The organism is Prevotella sp. lc2012 (assembly GCF_900107065.1).
GTDB lineage: Bacteria > Bacteroidota > Bacteroidia > Bacteroidales > Bacteroidaceae > Prevotella.
The window spans coordinates 850,984-871,223 of the sequence record NZ_FNUF01000001.1 but is presented as its reverse complement, the minus strand read 5'-3'; the positions used below and the strand labels follow the sequence as shown (position 1 = coordinate 871,223).

General features: G+C 49.9%; 19 protein-coding genes. 8 read left to right on the top strand and 11 right to left on the bottom strand.

The window, feature by feature from the left end:
• Nucleotides 1-39: 39 nt before the first annotated feature.
• The 4 genes from groL (at nucleotide 40) to BLU99_RS03795 (ending at nucleotide 4,457) form a co-directional block, all read left to right on the top strand.
• Complete coding sequence (groL, locus tag BLU99_RS03810; RefSeq protein WP_091899820.1) at nucleotides 40-1,671, top strand: chaperonin GroEL; 1,632 nt, start codon at nucleotides 40-42, stop codon at nucleotides 1,669-1,671.
• Nucleotides 1,672-2,227: 556 nt separating this feature from the next.
• Nucleotides 2,228-3,772 carry a RapZ C-terminal domain-containing protein gene (locus BLU99_RS03805; RefSeq protein ID WP_091899819.1) on the top strand — a complete coding sequence of 515 codons (1,545 nt, stop codon included), beginning with the start codon at nucleotides 2,228-2,230 and terminating at the stop codon, nucleotides 3,770-3,772.
• Between the two features lie 32 nt (nucleotides 3,773-3,804).
• Nucleotides 3,805-4,164, top strand: a complete 360-nt coding sequence (locus tag BLU99_RS03800) for a hypothetical protein (protein ID WP_091899818.1) — start codon at nucleotides 3,805-3,807, stop codon at nucleotides 4,162-4,164.
• A gap of 11 nt (nucleotides 4,165-4,175) precedes the next feature.
• A complete protein-coding gene (locus tag BLU99_RS03795; protein ID WP_091899817.1) occupies nucleotides 4,176-4,457 on the top strand; it encodes a TIGR04076 family protein in 282 nt (93 codons plus the stop codon).
• A 56-nt stretch (nucleotides 4,458-4,513) separates the two neighbouring features.
• Here BLU99_RS03795 and BLU99_RS03790 read toward each other — a convergent pair whose 3' ends face one another.
• Nucleotides 4,514-5,071 carry an MptD family putative ECF transporter S component gene (locus BLU99_RS03790; protein WP_091899816.1) on the bottom strand — a complete coding sequence of 186 codons (558 nt, stop codon included), beginning with the start codon at nucleotides 5,069-5,071 and terminating at the stop codon, nucleotides 4,514-4,516.
• Nucleotides 5,072-5,368: 297 nt separating this feature from the next.
• Here BLU99_RS03790 and BLU99_RS03785 point away from each other — a divergent pair, with 297 nt between their 5' ends.
• From BLU99_RS03785 to guaA, 3 genes are all read left to right on the top strand, one after another.
• Nucleotides 5,369-6,130 carry an SGNH/GDSL hydrolase family protein gene (locus BLU99_RS03785; protein ID WP_369807697.1) on the top strand — a complete coding sequence of 254 codons (762 nt, stop codon included), beginning with the start codon at nucleotides 5,369-5,371 and terminating at the stop codon, nucleotides 6,128-6,130.
• Between the two features lie 122 nt (nucleotides 6,131-6,252).
• Complete coding sequence (locus BLU99_RS03780; protein ID WP_091899814.1) at nucleotides 6,253-6,990, top strand: nucleotidyltransferase family protein; 738 nt, start codon at nucleotides 6,253-6,255, stop codon at nucleotides 6,988-6,990.
• 1 nt (nucleotide 6,991) lies between these two features.
• Nucleotides 6,992-8,602, top strand: coding sequence for a glutamine-hydrolyzing GMP synthase (gene guaA, locus BLU99_RS03775; RefSeq protein WP_091899813.1), 1,611 nt, complete (start codon nucleotides 6,992-6,994; stop codon nucleotides 8,600-8,602).
• An 8-nt stretch (nucleotides 8,603-8,610) separates the two neighbouring features.
• On the opposite strand, the gene BLU99_RS03770 is transcribed toward guaA, so the two are convergent.
• From BLU99_RS03770 to mscL, 10 genes are all read right to left on the bottom strand, one after another.
• Nucleotides 8,611-8,979 carry a hypothetical protein gene (locus tag BLU99_RS03770; protein WP_143065707.1) on the bottom strand — a complete coding sequence of 123 codons (369 nt, stop codon included), beginning with the start codon at nucleotides 8,977-8,979 and terminating at the stop codon, nucleotides 8,611-8,613.
• Entirely contained in the window at nucleotides 8,976-10,433 is a 1,458-nt protein-coding gene (locus tag BLU99_RS03765; RefSeq protein ID WP_091899811.1) for a hypothetical protein, read from the bottom strand. The genes BLU99_RS03770 and BLU99_RS03765 overlap by 4 nt, the downstream gene beginning before the upstream one ends.
• 18 nt (nucleotides 10,434-10,451) lie before the next feature.
• A complete protein-coding gene (locus BLU99_RS03760) occupies nucleotides 10,452-12,155 on the bottom strand; it encodes an SLC13 family permease (protein WP_091899810.1) in 1,704 nt (567 codons plus the stop codon).
• 85 nt (nucleotides 12,156-12,240) lie between these two features.
• Nucleotides 12,241-12,711 (bottom strand): CYTH domain-containing protein, encoded by a 471-nt coding sequence (locus BLU99_RS03755; protein ID WP_091899809.1) that lies wholly within the window; start codon nucleotides 12,709-12,711, stop codon nucleotides 12,241-12,243.
• A gap of 4 nt (nucleotides 12,712-12,715) precedes the next feature.
• Complete coding sequence (locus tag BLU99_RS03750) at nucleotides 12,716-13,360, bottom strand: hypothetical protein (protein ID WP_091899808.1); 645 nt, start codon at nucleotides 13,358-13,360, stop codon at nucleotides 12,716-12,718.
• Nucleotides 13,361-13,405: 45 nt separating this feature from the next.
• A complete protein-coding gene (locus tag BLU99_RS03745) occupies nucleotides 13,406-14,245 on the bottom strand; it encodes a lamin tail domain-containing protein (RefSeq protein WP_091899807.1) in 840 nt (279 codons plus the stop codon).
• Nucleotides 14,246-14,282: 37 nt separating this feature from the next.
• Nucleotides 14,283-15,644: an OprO/OprP family phosphate-selective porin gene (locus BLU99_RS03740; protein WP_091899806.1), complete on the bottom strand. Its 1,362-nt coding sequence runs from the start codon at nucleotides 15,642-15,644 to the stop codon at nucleotides 14,283-14,285.
• Between the two features lie 64 nt (nucleotides 15,645-15,708).
• On the bottom strand, nucleotides 15,709-17,271 hold the full coding sequence (locus tag BLU99_RS03735) for a helix-turn-helix transcriptional regulator (protein ID WP_091899805.1): 1,563 nt from the start codon (nucleotides 17,269-17,271) through the stop codon (nucleotides 15,709-15,711).
• A gap of 15 nt (nucleotides 17,272-17,286) precedes the next feature.
• Nucleotides 17,287-17,934, bottom strand: coding sequence for a DUF47 domain-containing protein (locus BLU99_RS03730; RefSeq protein ID WP_091899804.1), 648 nt, complete (start codon nucleotides 17,932-17,934; stop codon nucleotides 17,287-17,289).
• A 310-nt stretch (nucleotides 17,935-18,244) separates the two neighbouring features.
• Nucleotides 18,245-18,628: a large conductance mechanosensitive channel protein MscL gene (gene mscL / locus BLU99_RS03725; protein WP_091899803.1), complete on the bottom strand. Its 384-nt coding sequence runs from the start codon at nucleotides 18,626-18,628 to the stop codon at nucleotides 18,245-18,247.
• A 279-nt stretch (nucleotides 18,629-18,907) separates the two neighbouring features.
• On the opposite strand from mscL, the gene gap reads away from it, so the two are divergent.
• Nucleotides 18,908-19,933, top strand: coding sequence for a type I glyceraldehyde-3-phosphate dehydrogenase (gene gap, locus BLU99_RS03720; protein WP_027451058.1), 1,026 nt, complete (start codon nucleotides 18,908-18,910; stop codon nucleotides 19,931-19,933).
• The last annotated feature ends 307 nt before the right edge of the window (nucleotides 19,934-20,240 follow it).

The window sequence follows — 20,240 nt, the reverse complement described above, 5'->3', positions numbered from 1 at the left end:
TGTTCGATTATCAATTTTCAATGTTTAATTAGAGAAACTATGGCAAAAGATATTAAATTCAATATTGACGCCCGCGATGCAATGAAGCAGGGCGTCGATCAGTTGGCTAACGCTGTCAAGGTGACACTTGGCCCGAAGGGACGTAACGTTGTTATTGAGAAGAAGTTCGGTGCTCCACAGATCACTAAGGACGGTGTGACTGTCGCTAAGGAGATAGAACTCGAGGATAAGTTCGAGAACACAGGTGCACAGCTTGTGAAGAGCGTGGCTTCGAAGACTGGTGATGATGCAGGTGATGGTACGACTACCGCTACCATTCTTGCTCAGGCCATCGTGTCTGAGGGCTTGAAGAATGTCACTGCAGGTGCCAACCCCATGGACCTGAAGCGTGGTATCGACAAGGCAGTGAAGGCTGTCACTGAGCACATCGCCAAGAGCGCTGAGCTCGTTGGCGACAACTACGATAAGATTGAGCAGGTGGCTACCGTATCTGCTAACAATGATAAGGAGATCGGTGAACTGCTCGCCGAGGCTATGCGTAAGGTGTCTAAGGATGGTGTGATCACCATCGAGGAGAGCAAGAGCCGCGATACCCACATCGGGGTGGTTGAGGGAATGCAGTTCGATCGTGGTTACCTGTCTGCTTACTTCATCACTGATAGCGAGAAGATGGAGTGTGTGATGGAGAATCCATACATCCTGATTTATGATAAGAAGATCTCAAATATTAAGGATTTCCTGCCCATCCTGCAGCCTGCAGCAGAGAGCGGTCGCCCCTTGCTCGTGATTGCCGAGGATGTTGACTCTGAGGCTCTGACGACACTCGTCGTGAACCGTCTGCGTGGTGGTCTGAAGATCTGTGCTGTCAAGGCTCCTGGCTTCGGCGACCGTCGTAAGGCCATGCTCGAGGATATCGCAGTCCTGACTGGTGGCGTTGTAATCAGTGAGGAGAAAGGTCTGAAGCTTGAGCAGGCTACACTCGAGATGCTGGGCACCTGCGACAAGGTGACCGTCTCTAAGGACAACACGACTATCGTAAATGGTGCTGGCGACAAGCAGGCCATCCAGGATCGTATCGCCCAGATCAAGAAGGAGATCGAGAATACGACAAGCTCTTACGATAAGGAGAAGCTGCAGGAGCGCCTGGCTAAGTTGGCTGGTGGCGTGGCTGTGCTCTACGTAGGTGCTAACTCAGAGGTAGAGATGAAGGAGAAGAAAGATCGTGTTGACGATGCTCTTTGCGCTACTCGTGCTGCCATCGAGGAAGGTGTTGTTGCAGGTGGTGGTACAACCTACATCCGCGCTCAGGAGGCTTTGGCGAACATCAAGGGCGACAATGCCGACGAGCAGACGGGTGTTAACATCATCCGTCGCGCCATCGAGGAGCCTCTGCGTCAGATCGTTACCAACGCTGGTGGCGAGGGTGCTGTGGTTGTTCAGAAGGTTCGCGAGGGTAAGGGCGACTTTGGTTACAATGCCCGTCTCGACAAATATGAGGATCTGCGTGAGGCTGGTGTCATCGATCCCGCAAAGGTGGCTCGTGTCGCTCTGGAGAATGCTGCCAGCATTGCTGGAATGTTCCTCACCACCGAGTGCCTTATCTGTGACAAGCCTGAGAAGGAGCCTGCTATGCCGATGGGTGGAGCCCCAGGCATGGGTGGAATGATGTAAAAGTGTTAGAGCGGGATGTTCGATTGATACATTTTTGCAAACCTAACATAACAAATCAGGGGATGGACATGATTGTCTATCCCCTTTTTGTAGTATTTTTATTTGCTTTCTTCTTTTTTCTTGCATAAAAACTTGTGCGTAATCTTAAATCGCTGTACCTTTGCAGCGTGGGATCTTATGTTTGGGTTCTGCAAGATAGTATTAGAGACATTTGAGTAAAAGATATTTTTTTGATTTGTTTTAGTAGATTAGTTTTTAAGTAGTTTGTTTTTTGGAACCGGGTGTCGTGAGATACCTGGTTTTTTAATGCTCTGATGTGAAGACCCTCCGAGCAAACTCCGACTTTCCTCCGGGAAAACTCCAAGACATAACAACATAACATTTGCGTTTTCATTTTTCGTGCAAAGATAGAGAATACTAATTGGGTGGTTGTCGATGTGTCGCGGCATCATAGTTGCAAAGATGCAGGTCGGGAGAAATAAATTGACGGGTTGATGGCGATTACTTTGCAATAAGTTTGGAGGTCTCGTGTAAAAATCCTAATTTTGCACTTGATATGGAGAAACTGATAGAACTATATAAACAGTGGAAAGGGACAGAACCAGCCGATGTCCGTCAGTTGCCAGGTGCAGGAAGCAATCGCTCGTATTTCCGTATGACAGATGAGGAAGGACAGACTGTCATCGGTGTTATTGGCACCAGTCGTGACGAGAATCATGCTTTTGTATACCTGACGGAGCATTTCAATAAGCGGAAACTCCCAGTACCAAAGATCCTTGCTACCAGCGACGATTGCTTGCGCTATCTGCAGACCGATCTTGGCTCTGTATCTCTCTTCGATGCTGTCAAAGGCGGTCGTGAGGCTGGTGGGCGGTATACGCTCAGGGAACAGGAATTGTTGAAGCGCACCATCCGTGAGTTGCCAAACGTTCAGATCCGCGGAGCACGTGGCCTCGACTTCTCGAACTGCTATCCGCAGGCAGAGTTTGACGTGGACAGTGTGCTGTTCGACTTGAATTACTTCAAGTATTGTTTTCTGAAAGCTACGGAGATAGACTTCCATGAGTTGAAGCTCGAGGCTGACTTCCGATTGCTGGCCAAGGATCTGACCAACGACGATTCTGCTGTGGGCGACTGTTTTCTCTATCGTGACTTCCAGGCGCGTAATGTGATGCTCGACCGCGATGGTAATCCATGGTTCATCGACTATCAGGGTGGTCGTAAAGGACCGTTCTACTATGACCTCGCCTCGTTTCTCTGGCAGGCCAGTGCACGCTATCCTCACAAGCTGCGCCGCGACTTGGTGTATGAGTACTACAACTCGCTGAAGAACTATACTGAGGTGCCGCCTGTGCGCCATTTTGCCAATCGTCTGTCGCTCTTTGTGCTCTTCCGCACACTTCAGGTGCTGGGTGCCTATGGCTTCCGTGGCTATTTCGAGCAGAAGAAACACTTCATCGACAGCATTCCGCCTGCTATACAGAACCTGCGTGAACTTCTGAACAGCTCTTCGCAGTTCCACTATCCTTATCTGGTGGAGATACTGAAACATCTGACAGAGTTGCCACAGTTTGCCCAGATAGAGGCAACTGCCAGTCGGGCCGATGGTTATAAGACGACGTCGCTCAACCCCTATAAGACTCATCCGCAGGACGGACCTGCCACCTTCTCGAAGTATGATGCCCAGGGACCTCTGGTCGTGAAGGTCTTCAGCTTCTCCTATCGTAAGGGCATCCCAGAGGATGAGAGTGGTAATGGTGGCGGTTATGTGTTCGACTGCCGAAGTACGCATAATCCTGGCCGCTATGAGCCGTATAAGCAGTTAACAGGGCTCGACGAGCCTGTCATCCGATTTTTGGAAGACGATGGTGAGATCCTCACCTTCCTCGATTCGGTCTATAAACTGGCTGATGCCCATGTGCGCCGTTATATCCAGCGTGGTTTCACCTCGCTGATGTTCTCTTTCGGCTGTACGGGTGGTCAGCATCGCAGTGTCTATTCCGCCCAGCATCTGGCGGAGCATATCCATGAGAAGTTCGGTGTAGAGGTCCGCATCTGTCATCGGGAGCAGGCCGTCACTCAGGTTCTTGAGGCAAGATAAGTATATTATCAATTATATAAAACTGACAGATTATGAAAGGAAGACATCTTTTGATTTGTGGTGCTTTGGCACTGACATTGACCTCCTGCTACACGAAGCAGGCAGCAATCAACCAGTTGGAGAATTTCTCCTATGAGTTACGTGACAACAGTCGCTATTACGATCTGAACGATTGGGAGCATGCTGGTAAGAAGTTCGTGAAGATCACCAAACGGGTGAAGAAACACGAGTTTGATTATACCCCTCAGGAGAAGGCCAAGATCGGCCGTTTGGAGGGAGAGTGTGCTGGCTATATGGCCCGTGGTGCCAAGGATAATGTCAGCGATCGTCTGCGTGGCATCTTTAATGAGATCCGTGGGATCCTTGATGGTGTCACTGACGTCTTTAAATAGATGTTATAAAAATGGAAGAAAACAAAGAGAAAGTGAGCCCGAAGTATGCTGATTATAAAGTAAAGGCAACAGTTATCGAGAGTCATTGTCCCAAGTATAAGGTGGGCGATGTCGTTTGTTTCGAAGGAAGCATGCTCGATAAGGAACACAGTGATAATGTCTGTATGGTAGCAATGAACGCGATTTATCCGTTTGTCTACGCATTCAGAAGAGGCGGCAACTTAAGAAACGGTCCGTACCAATGCACGGATTGCGGTGAGACCGTTAAGTTCATCATAGAAATAGTTCCTTAGGGGCTGATAAGAAAAAGGGTGCCGAAGGGCACCCCTTTTTGTGAAAAGGCTTGTATTCAGGGTTGTGGTTTGATCTTTGCCGCACAGCGGATGCCGATATAACCTGCTAGCGCCGTCAGAAGCACCAGAAGTATCAATGCCCAAGGACTGGCAAATGCCATGAGTCCTTTCGCGTAGTCGGCACTCATCTCTCTGGTGGCTCCTTCGTAATACCATGTAGTATGGGTCCACAAGGGCAGGATCCATGCAATGACGCCTATACTCTGAATCGGGTAGCCAAAGGTCATGGCTTCTTGCGATTTGTTACCTGCCACCATGCGAACGATGTCTCCCAGTACACCAGCGATAACGATCAAGAGGCATCTCGGGGGGGTACATTCGTCGAGGATGAGCAGGAGGGCGGCAAGCACGACAGCCAGTAAGGTGCTCACGCCGAAGCTCTTCCACTTAGAAGCAATCATGTAGTAAGAGAATGCTCCGAACAGGGCGGCTATCACAGGGAAACCGACCCAGCAGAGAGGTGCTGTAAAACCGAGAAAAGCAGTCGCGAAGGTTGTCACGACATAGAGAATGGTGAATCCGCAGATTCTCCCGTAGTTGATTGATTTGTCCATTTTCTTTTAATAATTAAATCGTCGGCAAAGGTACGATAAACGACTAATCCGTGCAATACCCAAATCGGATGATTTTCTGTTTACACGGATAGGTGCATACTTTGTTCCTGTGATACTCCTTCGTGATCTTCGTGGATGATGTAACGAATGTGTTATATGTTTCTTAAAATGTGTCTTATTGGTGAAAAGCGGCAGATGAAAACCTGTTTCCCCGAGAAAAAATCGTACCTTTGCATAAAAATATAAAGATACAAAATGAAACGATTATTGACAGTCTTGTTCGTTCTCGTGCTCACCATGCCGGCCATGGCGCAGCATATGATCAGTCACCCCTGGCAGGGTAAGCGTGTTGCCTATTTCGGCGATTCAATCACCGATCCGTCCAACAGCGGTTCAAAGAAGAAATACTGGGGCTTCTTGAATGACTGGCTCCAGATAGAGCCTTATGTCTATGGCATCAGCGGACGTGAGTGGAATGATATCCCTGCCCAGACCGATAGACTGAAGGCAGAGCATGCCGACGAGGTTGATGCCATCCTGATTTTTATAGGTACCAACGACTACAATACGGGCATCCCCATAGGTGAGTGGTTCGTGGAGAAGGATGAACAGGTGATGGCTGGCATCCATGAGGCAAAGCGTCTCGTGAACCGCAGGCACCGTTACCCCGTGATGGCCGACTCGACCTATCGTGGCCGAATCAATAAGGCACTTGACTATGTGAAACGGAGCTATCCGTCGAAACAGATCGTGTTGTTGACACCCATTCATCGTGCCGAGTTCTATGCGAACACGTACAACTGGCAGCCCCGTGAGGACTACACCAACAAGTGTGGGGAGTATATCGATGCTTATGTGCAGTCGGTGAAGGAGGCGGGGAATATCTGGGCTGTGCCTGTGATTGATCTCAATGCCCTTTGCGGACTTTATCCGTTGATGGATGAGCAGACTCTGTTCTTCAAGAATGCTGAGAACGACCGTCTGCATCCTAATGATGAGGGGCACCGTCGCATGGCCCTCACCATCATGCAGCAACTTCTGTCTCTCCCTGTGTTCTGAACGGGGTACATTCGTACCTCTACCATCAAAGATGGCGAAATTACTTTGTTTCAGAAAAAAAGAAAACGAGTTTCTTTGTTTTGCGCTCGACTTTTCGTAATTTTGCAGGCAAATTGCGGAAGATGAAGCAAGCGATGATTTTTGCGGCTGGGTTGGGCACTCGTCTCAAGCCCCTTACCGATGCGATGCCAAAGGCGTTGGTAAGGGTGGACGGACAGCCCCTGCTCTGGCATGTCGTTATGAAACTGAAAGCCGCCGGCTTTGAGCGGATCGTGGTCAACGTGCACCATTTCGCTCAGCAGATCATCGATTATCTGGAAGAGCAGAATCTCTTTGGGATAGATATCCGGATCAGTGATGAGAGCGACGGTCTGCTAGAGACGGGCGGGGGTATCAAGAAGGCTCTGCCGCTGTTCGACCCGTTAGAACCTGTTCTTATCCATAATGTCGATATCTTCAGCAATGTCGATCTGGCCGCGCTTTATGCGTTTGCCAAAGAGCATGAGCCCGATGCGCTGTTGCTGGTGAGTCGCAGGAAGACCAAACGCTACCTGCTCTTCGACGACGAGTATCTGCTGGATGGGTGGACGAACATCGAGACTGGTGAGGTGCGGAGCCCGTATCCGACTCTCGACACGACCGCACTCAAGCAGTTGGCTTTCTCGGGTATCCATGTGATTTCGCCGAAGGTTTTCTCTCTCTTCAGTGAGATGCCTGATCGCTTCGGCATCATTGATTTCTATCTGAAGTATTGTCACCAGCGCGCCTTCCTCGGCTGGGAGAAAAGCGACCTGCGTCTTCTTGATGTCGGCAAGCTCGACTCTCTGCATGAAGCAGAAATTTTCATTAACAACTTATAATATGACACAGAAGATTATTATTTTGGATTTCGGCTCACAGACGACCCAATTGATCGGTCGTCGTGTGCGTGAGCTGGACACCTTCTGCGAGATTATGCCTTACAACAAGTTCCCGAAGGACGATCCGTCGGTGATCGGTGTGATCCTGAGTGGTTCACCGTACTCGGTGCACGACCCGGAGGCATTCAAGGTGGACCTGAGTCAGTTTATCGGCAAGCTGCCTGTACTGGGTATCTGTTATGGCGCGCAGTTCATCTCCCATACGCTTGGCGGGAAAGTGGAGAAGGCCGACTCTCGTGAGTATGGTCGTGCGAACCTCCAGACGGTGGACACGACGAACCCTCTCTTCAAGGGCTTCGACCAGCACTCACAGGTATGGATGAGTCATGGTGACACCATCACCGCCATTCCCGAGAACTTCGAGGTAATCGGCTCTACGGCTGACGTCAAGAATGCGGCTTTTGCCAGTAAGCAGCAGCCAGTCTGGGCTGTGCAGTTCCATCCCGAGGTGTTCCACACCCTGCAGGGCACACAGCTGCTGAAGAACTTTGTGGTCGACATCTGCGGTAGTCGTCAGGAGTGGAGTGCAGCCTCGTTCGTCGACTCGACGGTGGCAGAGCTGAAGGCTCAGTTGGGTAACGATCGTGTGATCCTCGGCTTGTCGGGTGGTGTCGACTCCTCTGTGGCAGCCGTGCTGCTGAACCGTGCCATTGGTAAGAACCTGACTTGTATTTTCGTCGATCATGGTATGCTCCGTAAGAACGAGTTTACACAGGTGATGGACGACTACAAGGTGCTCGGTCTGAACGTGATTGGTGTCGACGCTTCGGCGAAGTTCTTCGGTGATCTGGCTGGTGTGACGGACCCTGAGCAGAAACGTAAGATTATCGGTCGCGACTTTGTGGAGGTGTTCAACGCAGAGGCGAAGAAGATTACCGACGCCAAGTGGTTGGCACAGGGTACGATCTATCCCGACCGTATCGAGTCGCTGAACATCACAGGAAAAGTGATCAAGAGTCACCATAACGTGGGCGGACTGCCGAAGGAGATGCATCTGCAGCTCTGTGAACCGCTGAAGTGGTTGTTCAAGGACGAGGTGCGCCGTGTGGGGCGTCAGCTCGGTATGCCAGAGCATCTGATCACCCGTCATCCGTTCCCAGGCCCGGGCCTGGCTGTCCGTATCCTCGGTGATATCACACCCGAGAAGGTACGTGTGCTCCAGGATGCCGACGATATCTATATCCGCGGTCTGCGCGATTATAAGGTAAAACTCTCTGGTGAGGAGGCCCGTAAGGTCCTGGCTGCAGGTGTACCTGCTCAGATGACTGATGGTGAGATCGAGGTGTCGCTCTACGACCAGATCTGGCAGGCAGGAGCAATTCTGCTCTCTACTGTACGCAGTGTGGGTGTGATGGGTGATGAGCGTACCTACGAGCATCCCGTGGCCTTGCGCGCTGTGACCTCGACTGATGCCATGACGGCCGACTGGGCTCATCTGCCTTACGACTTCATGGCTAAGGTGTCGAACGAGATTATCAACAAGGTGCGTGGTGTGAATCGTGTTTGCTATGATATCTCGTCGAAGCCACCCGCAACCATCGAGTGGGAATAGTCAACTGGCTATTTCAGTCTGACCTCGATGTTCCGTCGCCTGAAGGCAAAGAGATTCTGACGGAGTTGGGTATCGGACTTATTAATGGAGAAATTCTTCTGTGACCGTTGCTGGATGCTCGGAACACGGAATGAGATAGAAGACCGGTCTTTGCTGTAAGTATATGGCAGAGGCTGGTTTTTCTCGTTGAGTAGGATTAGTGTGTCGCTGATGCTGATATCGAGCCATTGACGGATGGTGTCAAGGGCGATGGTGACCTCTCTGTTCTCCAGGGGCTGGTCGCTGCTGTTGGAGATCAGAATATTGACAGAGTTTTGGTTGTCGCATGCCGCCAGCATGACGGCGGACAGTATGAATAGGAGTATCTTCTTTCTCATCTTATCTCTTTGATTTTGTGTATGCCCTTCCTGCTCATGCACACACGATAACGATAGAATCGGGTGGTGTTCTCGTACTTGAACTGGATGATGAGGTTCAGGTAATACACTTTGCGTCCTTCGGCCGGCACGTACTGGCCGTCGCCCTTGTTGGCACACAACGGGACCTTGGGGTTATCCATCTTACGCATGAACTCAGAGAGGTTGTAGCGTACGATATCGTTGATGCCACTGAGCGGATAGGGTGACAGACGGTTGACGGCCTTCTGGTTCAGGTGGATACGCTTACGATACTGGATGACCTGTTCTTCTGTTCCTCGGCCGATGACTAGCGGCGAGTGCCTGTTGCGCATCTTCCTCACAGGCGATGATATCTTCTCGGGTGTCAGGAAGTCGAACCCTTCCTTACACCAGCCCACCTTGATGTCGCCCACGCGGATGCCAATTTTATAGTCGAACAGACGACTGCTCAGACGGGTGGCGAAGTAGATTCGCACCAACTCCTTGATACGGTCCTTGAACATATAGCTGATGACGAGGGCGATGAAGAAGGGGAGGGTGAAGTTGCCATAGGTCTGTTGGAAGGCAAACGAGATGACTGTTGCAAAGACCATCGACAAACCAGCCGCCAGACTGAACACCATCTGCTCGAGGAAGACGGCATTGCGACGTTTGTGGGTGGGCAAGTAGAGGTTACTCTCGATATACTTCTTGAGTTGACCAGCGTGATAGACGAACTGGGTATTGCTCTCGTCGTCTTTCTCTTCGACGCAAAGATAGCCGACGCGCTGACGATAGCTGTGCTCGTTGTCGAGCACCTGACGGATTGAAGGCTCTAGTGTCGTGTAGCTCTCTGGGGCCTCGGAACGCAGTCGCTCGATAAGGCGCGACACATGCTGTTCCACAACGTTAGACATGAACTCGTCGCCGTAGTGGAAGTAGAGCATCTGCTGACTGGGTACTGGTCGTTGCTCCATCTCCTTGCCGAGTGTGCGATAGATATCGAAGATCTTCGATATGCTCTCCAGAGCATCCTTGCAGTGGGCCTCGCGGAGCGTCCCTTTCTCGTTGAGCGCGTTTCGGAACGTGTCGCGGATGCTGCTTTTGAAGATCGAGGCATACATCTTAATCTCGCGTTCGTAGTTCTTCTGCTCTTTCTCGTCGGGCTGCCGATGGAGCGCCATGCACACATCGCTCAGGCGACGGTAGGGCAGGCACGTGGTCGAAGCCAACTCGTCAAGATGGTAGAAAGGGGTAATCAGTCGTATATATGACAGTATGTCACGATAGAAATTCTCCTTCAGATAGGTGTGACGGTTTACACCCAGAGTCTCTGGGATATAGATCCATGTGTTCATCTCGAAGTCATTATATGTGGCTCCGTTAGAGGCCTTATAGCCCACCTTGAACTCGAGGGTATTCCTGTCGTGTATCTTTGGTTGAATATCTATCATGGCAAAACTGTTGGATGGTTAGAAAAATACGCCGCTGGTGTAGCCGAACCACTTCAGAACGGTCTCACCCCATAGGATAATGGTGAGCCAGCTGATGAACATCATGGTGATGCCGAACTTGAAGGTGTCGCTCCAACTATACTGATTCGTGGTGTAGAGCAGGGCGGCAGGCTTACTGTTGAACGGGAGCACATAGACATGGCCTACGAGCATGGCTACGGGAAAGGCGAGACTCATAATCGGATAACCGTTCTTCTGTGCCACGCCGATGGCTATCGGCACGAAAATAAGCGTGAGCATCGTCTTTGACTGGAATATCAGTGAGAAGAGCAGCATACCAGCGGTCAATATCAGGTAGAGTACCCAGAACGGTGTCTCGGCAGTGATGCCGAGACTATTAAACAGTGCGTCGATCAGAGTGCCGGGAAGTCCTGTGGCGTCGAGTCCGGCTCCCAGAGTATATGCTCCAGCGGAGAAGAGTAGCAGGTGCCAAGGGATATCCACGTCGTTCCATTTCACCACGCCAATGCCTGGTAGCAGCGCTACGACGGCGCCCATGAAGGCAACGGCCGTCTGGTTGATGCCGTGCTGCTTGTCGGTGGCCCAGAGGATAAGTACGACAACGAAGATGGCGACGGCTTTCCACTCGTCGGCGCGCATCTTACCCAACTTCTGCAGTTCCTCGCGCAGACGCTCCATGCCTCCTGCAATCTGAGGCACACGCTCCTCCTTTTTTAGAGGGAAGAAGATCTTTGCACCCATGAACCAAGCTACGAGGATGAGAAATACGCTCATGGGGAAGGCAGCCTTGAACCAATCCTGATAGCTGAACGAGCCGATGCCCATGGCGCCGGCGATGAGAGAGCCTGCCAGGAGGGTGGCGCCTGATCCTGTCAGAAAGGCGTTGGCGCCGAGGTTGATCTGGAACAGGTTCTGTAGGATGAGGTTACGGCCGAAGTTATTCCTGTGGTCTCCACCTGTGGCACCATAGATGGCTGCCACCACCATGAAGATAGGTAACAAGATAGCAGCCTTTGCTGTGGTGGCGGAGATGAAAGCCGAGAGCACCAGGTTGATGATGATAAAACTGATCATGATGCCTCCTGCATTCTTGCCGAACTTTAGCACGAACCACAGGGCAAAGCGTTTGGCAACCTGTGTCTTGACAAGCATGCTCGCCAGAATGAACGAGAGAATGTTCAGCCACATGACAGGGTGTCCCAACTGGGCATAGGCAGTCTTGTCTGTGGTGATGCCCGTGAGCACGATACCCAGTATCACCATCAGTGAGGTGAGGTAATTTGGAATAGCTTCTGTGATCCATAGGATGATGGCGGCTATAAAAACTGCCAGCATGGCATAGTTGATACGTATGAATTTCTGATGGGCTGTCTCTTGTGCCTGTTCCTTCAGTTGCGGAGAGACCTCTTGGGCGGTCTCGCCCATCGTGAGCTGTTTCATGGTGGCGTTAGCCAACTGGTCGTAACGGCTCATAGCCGATTCCGTTAGGGTAGTAGTAGTCTTGTTGGTGTCGATCCTGTCCACAAACGGGATATCCACCACCCAGTAGATGAGAATGAATGCCAGTAGGGCGAGTGGTGCGCCAATGCGCTGCAGCACCCGCTCGAAACCGGACTTCTGCATCTTAGGCAGTTTCTCGATGCGGTAGTTGTTCATGTCCAGCGGATCGAACGCTGTATGGGTTTGGATGTCGTTGTTCATAATTGTCAGTTGAAAAGAATAGAAGAGGGGTGGGCTCCAGCTTGAGAGAGCCCACCTCCCTCAGGTCGTTAGAAGAATCTGGTGCTTATTTCCAGTTCTTGTACGGGTTCTTCATGAGCATGGAGTTGTAGAAGCGTACATCGCCTGTTACCTCCTCGCCCAACCATGCTGGACGATTGAACTCGGCCTGCTCGTCGGGCAACTCGATCTCTGCCACCGTCAGTCCTTCGTTGTCACCGTAGAACTCATCCACCTCGAAGGTGAACTCACCGTTCTTTACCAGGTAGCGCGTCTTGTCGATGACACCTGGCTCACATATCTTCAGCAGTTCGCGGACCTCCTCCACGGGGATTTCCTTCTCCCACTCATAGCGGCTGGCTCCACTCTCGTTGCCGATACCTTTGATGGTGATGAATCCCTTCTCGCCCTTCACTCTGACACGAACGGTGCGCTCGGGTACTGAACTGAGATAGCCCTGAGTGATGCGAGTGCTCTTGAAAACTTCGCTTTTGAAATCACCTTTTACAAGGAATTTACGTTCTATTTCCTGTGCCATGATCTTAGTTTGCTAAAGGTTTCTTAATCATTCCAATCACTCGCTTGATAGCCTGTAGGTAGTTGATGTTCTCGACACCCTCCAGTCCTACGTCGGCAATGGTCTTCTTGATGTCCTCAATCTCGGTTGACTCCGAGTTGATGGTCTTCACCAGAGCACCGTTGATATAGACGTCGCCGGTCTCGCAGATGGTGTCGTTCACCATATAGCCAAAACGTACCTTCTCGACCTTCACAGCCTCGAGGTCGGGGTGAGCATCGATGATGCTGAGAAATTCCTCGAGAGTGTATGTAGGCTTGTCGAGCTTCGGCAGGCCATTCACCTTGAAGGCGGGGAATACATCGTTCTCCAGCACTTCCTTGGCGATAGGAAACTCACCCTTCATCAGCGGGTTCCACTGCTCCAGGCCGTCTACGCTCTGTACGAAGGTCTTGATGTCCATTTTTCCGTCACGGATCTTGGTGTTATTCACGTCATTGGTGCGGCTTACGATATAAGTCTCTGTGCTGTGACGCTCCCATACTTTCTCGGGAACAGGTACGCTGAGGCGTGCCATGCGCTTGGCGGCGTCGCAGAAGCAACGGCCGAAGCTGCGGAATTCAAAACGCGGTTTAGAGATCTCGCCGATCTTCAATTTGTCTTTTTCCATAATGTTTTTTAACTAATAAAATGTGATTTTGGTATTATGATAATTTTACTGTACTATAGTCGCATCGTCCTCTCCGGCAGTGGCGTTCTTCTCACCGCAAGTGGGATCGGCAATCTTCCATTTGCCCTCACCGTCGGGGATACGGCTCCAAGAGCCTTTCACCTTCTCAAGTGACTGACTGCCCCATTCGGCTTCCTTTTCTCCACGCTGGAACTTGTCGATCAACTGTCCGCTGGGGTCAAAGAGCTCGATCAATACAGACTTCTTGTTGGAGAAACCGCTGCTGATACCGCGCTCGGTGGTACCCTTGGCTCCGATGATGGCAAACACACCGTGTGCAGGAATCACTTCGCCCTCGATACCTGTCCATGACAGTTTCTCGTCCTTGTTGATGGTGATACCCTTCAACTTGATGGGGAACTCACTCATGTTATACAGTTCGATAAACTTACCCTCATCGGTATCGGCGGCTCCGTAGAGCTCGTTCAGACGCAGTTTTGTGAAGTCAGTGGGGGGATCGCCGACCACATACTCACGTTCTGGAGAGGTGGTAGCGTAACCAGCCTCGTTGACAACGGTCACGGTGTACTTGACGGTGGTACCGTCGGCCTGAGCTGGTATCACACCTGTATAGGTCGTGCCGTTGCCGGTCATGGCAACCTCATTGGCACTGCCGCCATTGAGCGTGTAGGACAGTGTTACAGTCTTCGGTGCCTGGAGACCAGAGAATGTGGCGCTCACGGTTACAGCATCGTTGGAGGTCGGTGCTGCCACATCGGCAGTTACCGAGTCAATATTTGAAGGGCCTTCATAGACCTCATCTTCTACGCATGCAGCCATCAGCGACATGGTGGCGAGCACGAGCATATATTTTATTGTCTTCATGATTTTCTCTTTTTAATGTTATTATTGATGTCATGACTTAGAAATTGATCTCGAAACGTACTGCCAGGGTGTTGTATTTGATACCTCCCTTGCCCTTGGGCTCTGTGACCTTGGTGAAGTCGGCGGTCGGTTTGCCGGCGGCATCATGACCGACAATCAGCTTACCCTTTCCGTTGGCATAGCGGTCATTAATTGAGCGCATGTAGTTCAGTACCATCTTGACAGAGTTTCCGAAGTAGAAGGTCAGACCTGCTGTATAGTTCTGGCCAGAGCCTCCGTAGATGTTCCGATCGTTCAGGTCGAGATAGTCGTAGCGCAGACCGAGTTCGATGTCACCCCATTTCTTACCTGGAGCGATTGATGTGAACTCACCCTCTGCCACGTTGAAGTGCTGCTGACCGCCGAGGAGCAGAAAACCTACTTGTGCGTAGTAACCGCCGAAATCATAACCCTCGCCAGGTACGGCTACGTGGGTGTTGATCCACTCAGTCTGGTATTTCATACCTTTGTAGTAGCCGGCCGACTCAATACCATAGAGCCACTGGTGGTGCACGTTAGGGATGACATCCGTGTCGATATACTTCTTACGGTTGATGCTTGTAGAGTTACGGGTGCTGAAACGCATGCCACCGTAGTCGGAAGCAGCCTCGTCGGTCTTAGGTGTACGGTAGGAACCTTTTCCTGCAAGGTAGACTCCCATGGTGCGCTCTTGGTTGTAAGGCATCCATCCGATCTTTGAGGTGATGGAGTAGCCCTGGCTGCGCCCGAAGTCCTTATTGTTGGTCTGTACATTCTCAGCTGCCTCTGCTCCTTCGATAGCCTGAAAGAAGGTTCCGATAGATGCACGGAAGTGGTCGCGCAGATAGGCAGCCTGGAAACCCAGATGGCGCGATGGCGCAAGTGCCTGTGCAACCATTGGACGCTCGATGAACTGCAGGTAGCGTGAGGTCGTAGTGCGCTCCATAGAGAAGTCTTCTTTGAAGTTACCCATCTTTAATTCGACGTTCTTCAGGCCGTCGTACTCGATGATAGCATCTTTGAGTTCAAAGACACCGTCGGCCATATCCATGTCGACTTCACCGTACCAGTCCTTTGTAATCTGTGCCTTAATGGCAAAACGCACACGACGGGTGCTCACGCCGTTTCCGATCTTGTCGAAATCGGAACCTGCGCCCCAGAAGGAGGCTCCGTCAACCTGTACGCGGTTGTCCATCCACAGTTTGTAGCTTTGGTCTTTAGACTCCATGACCAGAATGTTGTTGCGTGCTTCTGTATGCAACTCCTTCCTGTCGACCGCCACACCATACTGGTTGTAGCGTACTTCATCGTTCTCCTGAGCCGACATGCTGCCGCTTATCAGTAGCAAGGCTCCTAAAGTCAGAAATGCAGTTTTTCTCATAATTGTTGTTGGATTAGTGAAATAATATATATTTGGTCGTTAGATAAGTTTGACATTGGAATGATCACAGCATCTGCAGATAACTCACCAGGTTCTCCCCGCGGTCGAGTTGCAGTTTTTTCCGCAGGCGATAACGGTTTATTTCGATACTCTTCGTCTCCAGGTTCACAATACTGGCAATCTCCTTGCTCGAGAATCCCAGTCTGAGAAGGATGGCAAGTCTTCGCTCACGCTCTGAAAGATTCGGACAGCGCATCTGCAGACGGCATACAAAATCGTGGTGCATCTTCTCCACATCCTGATAGATCTTTTCCATCTCTGGTGGGTAGCGCAGCGTGTCTTTCAGGTCGCGATCGATATCGGTCAGCGACTTCTTGATGCTCTCTATGCTGTTCTCTTGGATGAGGCGTCTGAGACGGGTACCCACCTCGGTCATATATTCGCGTTGTTGTTGCACGAAGAGCGACAGATCAATGAGCTCTCTGTGCTTGAAATCAATCTCGCGTGTCATGCTGTCAAACTGTGAGGTGACAGCCATCACATCCAGACGGTTCATCTCATGACTTACCTCATCGCGGTGTCTTAGCTCATCGCTGAGCATCCGACTGACATACTTGTTCTTTTTATATTGTACGTAGTAGAGTCTGATCATCGAACAGACGAGCACGGTAAACAGCGACGCTGCCCAGAAGATGTAGGGACGGGCATAGAACCATCTCATGCCTGCTCCGATCAGGAAAGCCAGCAACGGTGAGGTGACGGCTATCGACACGATGTTCATCACACTCCGGCTTTCCTTCTCCCGTTCCAGAATGAGAGTGTTGCTCTCTTTCAGCAGGTTGGCCGACACAAGCACAGGGGGAAAGAATCCTGTGGTAAGTGGTAACAGGGTGTTCATGATGGTCATCACCAGAGTTTGTGCATAGAGCGATGATACGTGCCTGGACATTCCGTTGCTATGTGAGCGTTGGTAGACACATCTGACGATGGGACTCAGGCATACCACACTGGCGGCCACTACAAACAGCCACAGACACCAGTTGCCGGCATGACCTCGATACAGGGGCGTGAACAGTGAGTCGATAAACAGGCCGTAGTTACAGGCCAAGGCGATGCCTCCCAGAATCAGCCCTACATAAGCAATCCATTTGGTGTAGAGTTGTTTCATCAGAAGGTGCATGTTGCTCTCTTCGATATAGCTGCGTATCATCGAATGGAAAAGTACGGAAGCAGCCATACTTAGTAGGGGAGCGATGATGATGGATACCATGATGGTAGCCCAGATGATGCTGTCGGCATGCCCTTCTTGTGTGTATTTCATGGCCAGCAGCACACCCCAGAAGATGGTGACAGTGGAATACGGTCTGTTGATTGTCGACATGAGTACGAGAGTGAGCACCATAGATACTAGAACGGTGATCACCTCGCCCATGCCTGCCATAAAATAGCTGTTCTCATGCAGAATAATCAGTCCTGTACCTGTCGACATCGCCACGAGCAGACAGATTAGGAACGGCCACACCCTCAAGATATCTGCCACGTGGATGTCGGAGAAGCTGTTGGCAAGCTCCTTCCATCCGAGACAGAAGCATATCGATAATATGAGGATGATGGCAATGATCAGCATGAGCGAAAAGGATTTTTAGTAACGCTGTTTAACTGCCAGTACCGACAACAGGTCGGCGGCCTTGACGGCCTCCTCGGCTATTTGTTCTACATGGAGCGTGAAATAACGCAAGTGTATTTTCTGACTGAGTTTAAAGTTTTCCATCTCGTGGAACACCTTACGCTTGATGGCCTGAGCCAGTTTCTCCACCTCTTTTTCATAGAAATAAATGGTGTGAATCTTTTCCGTCAACTGCTGCGGCGAACGGAAATGATCGCGGATAGCCTGTGCCACGATTTCCACAGAGAGCGAAACCAACTCCACCAGCTTCAGGAACTCGATGTTCAACTCAGAGGGGAAGAAAGGAATCTCAATCTCATATTGCACTAGGTTCTTATAGAGCTGTCCTACAATCATGTCCATGTGCTCCAACAACTGCAGAATGTCGATACGGTTCTCGGTGATGAGGGCATAGGTGTAGAGACTGTTCTCTATACCGCGACGCATGTCTGTAGTGTTGTCGCGAATAGCGGTGATCGCCTGGATATTACCATTGAAAGCATCCTTGTTTCCTTCCAGGTAGTTCCTGATGCCGTTCTTATAAATCAGTACGCACTCGTCCATCTTATCAATGAACTGGTCGAGGTCTGCTACAATCTGTTTTACTTTGTTTCGTCCAAGCATATGCTGCTAAGTTGATGAGTTTGAAAAACGGTTTCTAATTACTGGGTACAAAGGTAGTGAATAGTTTTGAAACTACAAAATCTGATATAGAGTTCGAAAAATAGCTGTGTTAAGGAAATGGAGAGTTGTGGATATGTGCTAAATTATTAAGACTTAATGTTTTATAAATTTTGCATGTATTGTGTTTTGAGTGCCGTAAAAATGTGTTTGTAGAGTTTTTGTATAATTCAAACAAGGGTGGATGTGGCTAAAAAAGAAGGACTGCATCATCGCCATGATGCAGTCCTTGTGCTTATTGCTGTCCGACAACTTACTTGTTCTTCAATAGGTCGCGGATCTCAGCGAGCAGTTCCTCCTGAGATGGACCCTTCGGTGCCTCGGGAGCTGCAGGTTCTTCCTGCTTGCGGTTCAACTTGTTCATGCCTTTAATCATCAAGAAGATACAGAATGCGATGATGACGAAATCAATGACACTCTGAACAAACTGGCCATAGGTGATGTTGGCATCACCGATAGTTGCCTTCAACCCGGTAAAGTCAATACCGCCAGTCACGATACCAAGGATAGGCATCAGAATGTCGTTTACCAGACTCGTAACAATCTTTCCAAACGCGCCGCCGATGATGACACCGACTGCCATGTCCATCACATTGCCTTTAACGGCAAACTCCTTGAATTCTTTAATAAATCCCATAATTTAATAGTTTTAATGTTTAACGTATCGCTTGGCTTTGCCGGTTGGCTCGGCCAATAATGATTGAATTGTAATCTTCGTTTTGCAATCGTCCGTGTAAAAGCACCGATTTGGGAGCTTTTTACTTTTAGGTTTTCACTTTTTGCTTCTTTTTAGTTAGATTTCATGTGCAAATATAGAAAATATTTCGTAACTTTGTGCCCGAAAACGAGAAAAAGTGCAAAAATGCACTAAAATTAGTAAGGATTAGGTATAAACCCTTTAAATATTTAATGTAAAATGACAAAAGTAGCAATTAACGGTTTTGGCCGTATTGGTCGTCTCGCATTCCGTCAGATGTTCGAGGCTGAAGGTTATGAAGTAGTAGCTATCAACGACTTGACAAGTCCTAAGATGCTCGCTCACCTGCTGAAGTATGATACCGCTCAGGGTGGTTTCTGCGGCAAGTTCGGTGAGAACAAGCACACTGTTGAGGCTGGTGAGGATTTCATCGTAGTTGATGGTAAGAAGATCACTATCTATGCTATTCCTAACGCTGCTGAGCTGCCTTGGGGTAAGCTGGATGTAGACGTTGTTCTGGAGTGCACAGGTTTCTACACATCTAAGGAGAAGGCTTCTGCTCACCTGACTGCTGGTGCTAAGAAGGTTGTTATCTCTGCTCCTGCTGGTAACGATCTGCCTACTATCGTTTACAATGTAAACCACAAGACTCTGACTCCTGCTGACACTGTTATCTCAGCTGCTTCTTGCACAACGAACTGTCTGGCTCCTATGACCAAGGCTCTGAACGACCTTGCTCCGATCCAGAGCGGTATCATGACAACCGTTCACGCTTACACTGGCGACCAGATGATTCTCGACGGTCCTCAGCGCAAGGGTGATGTTCAGCGTGCTCGTGCTGGTGCTCAGAACATCGTTCCTAACTCAACTGGTGCTGCTAAGGCTATCGGTCTCGTTATCCCCGAGCTGAACGGTAAGCTGATCGGTGCTGCACAGCGCGTTCCGACTCCTACAGGTTCTACCACCATCCTGCACGCTGTTGTTAAGGGTGATGTAACTGTTGAGAGCATCAACGCTGCCATGAAGGCTGCTCAGAACGAGAGCTTCGGTTACACTGAGGAGAAGCTCGTTTCTAGCGACATCATCGGTATGAAGTTCGGTTCTCTGTTCGACGCTAACCAGACCATGGTAAGCAAGATGGAGGATGGTAACTCACTCGTACAGGTTGTTTCTTGGTACGACAATGAGAACTCTTACACTTCTCAGATGGTTCGCACCATTAAGTACCTCGCTGAACTCAAATAAGCAGCGAGAGCAAACGAAAGTTTGTTTTCAGTTTGCCGAGTCGCGTATTTGAGTCGATGAAGTCAACTGAAATAATCTCATAGAGATATCAAATCCTTAAGCCGTCCGATTCCGTCGGGCGGCTTTTTTTTTTGATTAGCTGTCTGTTAAATAGTACAAATTATAGGGGGGGGGTAATGTTAATTTGCTTTACTTTGTTTTGTAATTAGCGAATAGTTATTTAATTTTGCATAACAAAATAAAGAGGATAAACCTTTTTCATGAAATGGCGGGTAAACTGATGACGCTTTTTATGGTGGTCACATAC

Bases quoted from the DNA above. Each gene is read 5' to 3' on its own strand.
- groL (WP_091899820.1), top strand. From the start codon at position 40: ATGGCAAAAGATATTAAATTCAATATTGACGCCCGCGATGCAATGAAG.
- BLU99_RS03805 (WP_091899819.1), top strand. From the start codon at position 2,228: ATGGAGAAACTGATAGAACTATATAAACAGTGGAAAGGGACAGAACCA.
- BLU99_RS03800 (WP_091899818.1), top strand. From the start codon at position 3,805: ATGAAAGGAAGACATCTTTTGATTTGTGGTGCTTTGGCACTGACATTG.
- BLU99_RS03795 (WP_091899817.1), top strand. From the start codon at position 4,176: ATGGAAGAAAACAAAGAGAAAGTGAGCCCGAAGTATGCTGATTATAAA.
- BLU99_RS03790 (WP_091899816.1), bottom strand. From the start codon at position 5,071: ATGGACAAATCAATCAACTACGGGAGAATCTGCGGATTCACCATTCTC.
- BLU99_RS03785 (WP_369807697.1), top strand. From the start codon at position 5,369: ATGCCGGCCATGGCGCAGCATATGATCAGTCACCCCTGGCAGGGTAAG.
- BLU99_RS03780 (WP_091899814.1), top strand. From the start codon at position 6,253: ATGAAGCAAGCGATGATTTTTGCGGCTGGGTTGGGCACTCGTCTCAAG.
- guaA (WP_091899813.1), top strand. From the start codon at position 6,992: ATGACACAGAAGATTATTATTTTGGATTTCGGCTCACAGACGACCCAA.
- BLU99_RS03770 (WP_143065707.1), bottom strand. From the start codon at position 8,979: ATGAGAAAGAAGATACTCCTATTCATACTGTCCGCCGTCATGCTGGCG.
- BLU99_RS03765 (WP_091899811.1), bottom strand. From the start codon at position 10,433: ATGATAGATATTCAACCAAAGATACACGACAGGAATACCCTCGAGTTC.
- BLU99_RS03760 (WP_091899810.1), bottom strand. From the start codon at position 12,155: ATGAACAACGACATCCAAACCCATACAGCGTTCGATCCGCTGGACATG.
- BLU99_RS03755 (WP_091899809.1), bottom strand. From the start codon at position 12,711: ATGGCACAGGAAATAGAACGTAAATTCCTTGTAAAAGGTGATTTCAAA.
- BLU99_RS03750 (WP_091899808.1), bottom strand. From the start codon at position 13,360: ATGGAAAAAGACAAATTGAAGATCGGCGAGATCTCTAAACCGCGTTTT.
- BLU99_RS03745 (WP_091899807.1), bottom strand. From the start codon at position 14,245: ATGAAGACAATAAAATATATGCTCGTGCTCGCCACCATGTCGCTGATG.
- BLU99_RS03740 (WP_091899806.1), bottom strand. From the start codon at position 15,644: ATGAGAAAAACTGCATTTCTGACTTTAGGAGCCTTGCTACTGATAAGC.
- BLU99_RS03735 (WP_091899805.1), bottom strand. From the start codon at position 17,271: ATGCTGATCATTGCCATCATCCTCATATTATCGATATGCTTCTGTCTC.
- BLU99_RS03730 (WP_091899804.1), bottom strand. From the start codon at position 17,934: ATGCTTGGACGAAACAAAGTAAAACAGATTGTAGCAGACCTCGACCAG.
- mscL (WP_091899803.1), bottom strand. From the start codon at position 18,628: ATGGGATTTATTAAAGAATTCAAGGAGTTTGCCGTTAAAGGCAATGTG.
- gap (WP_027451058.1), top strand. From the start codon at position 18,908: ATGACAAAAGTAGCAATTAACGGTTTTGGCCGTATTGGTCGTCTCGCA.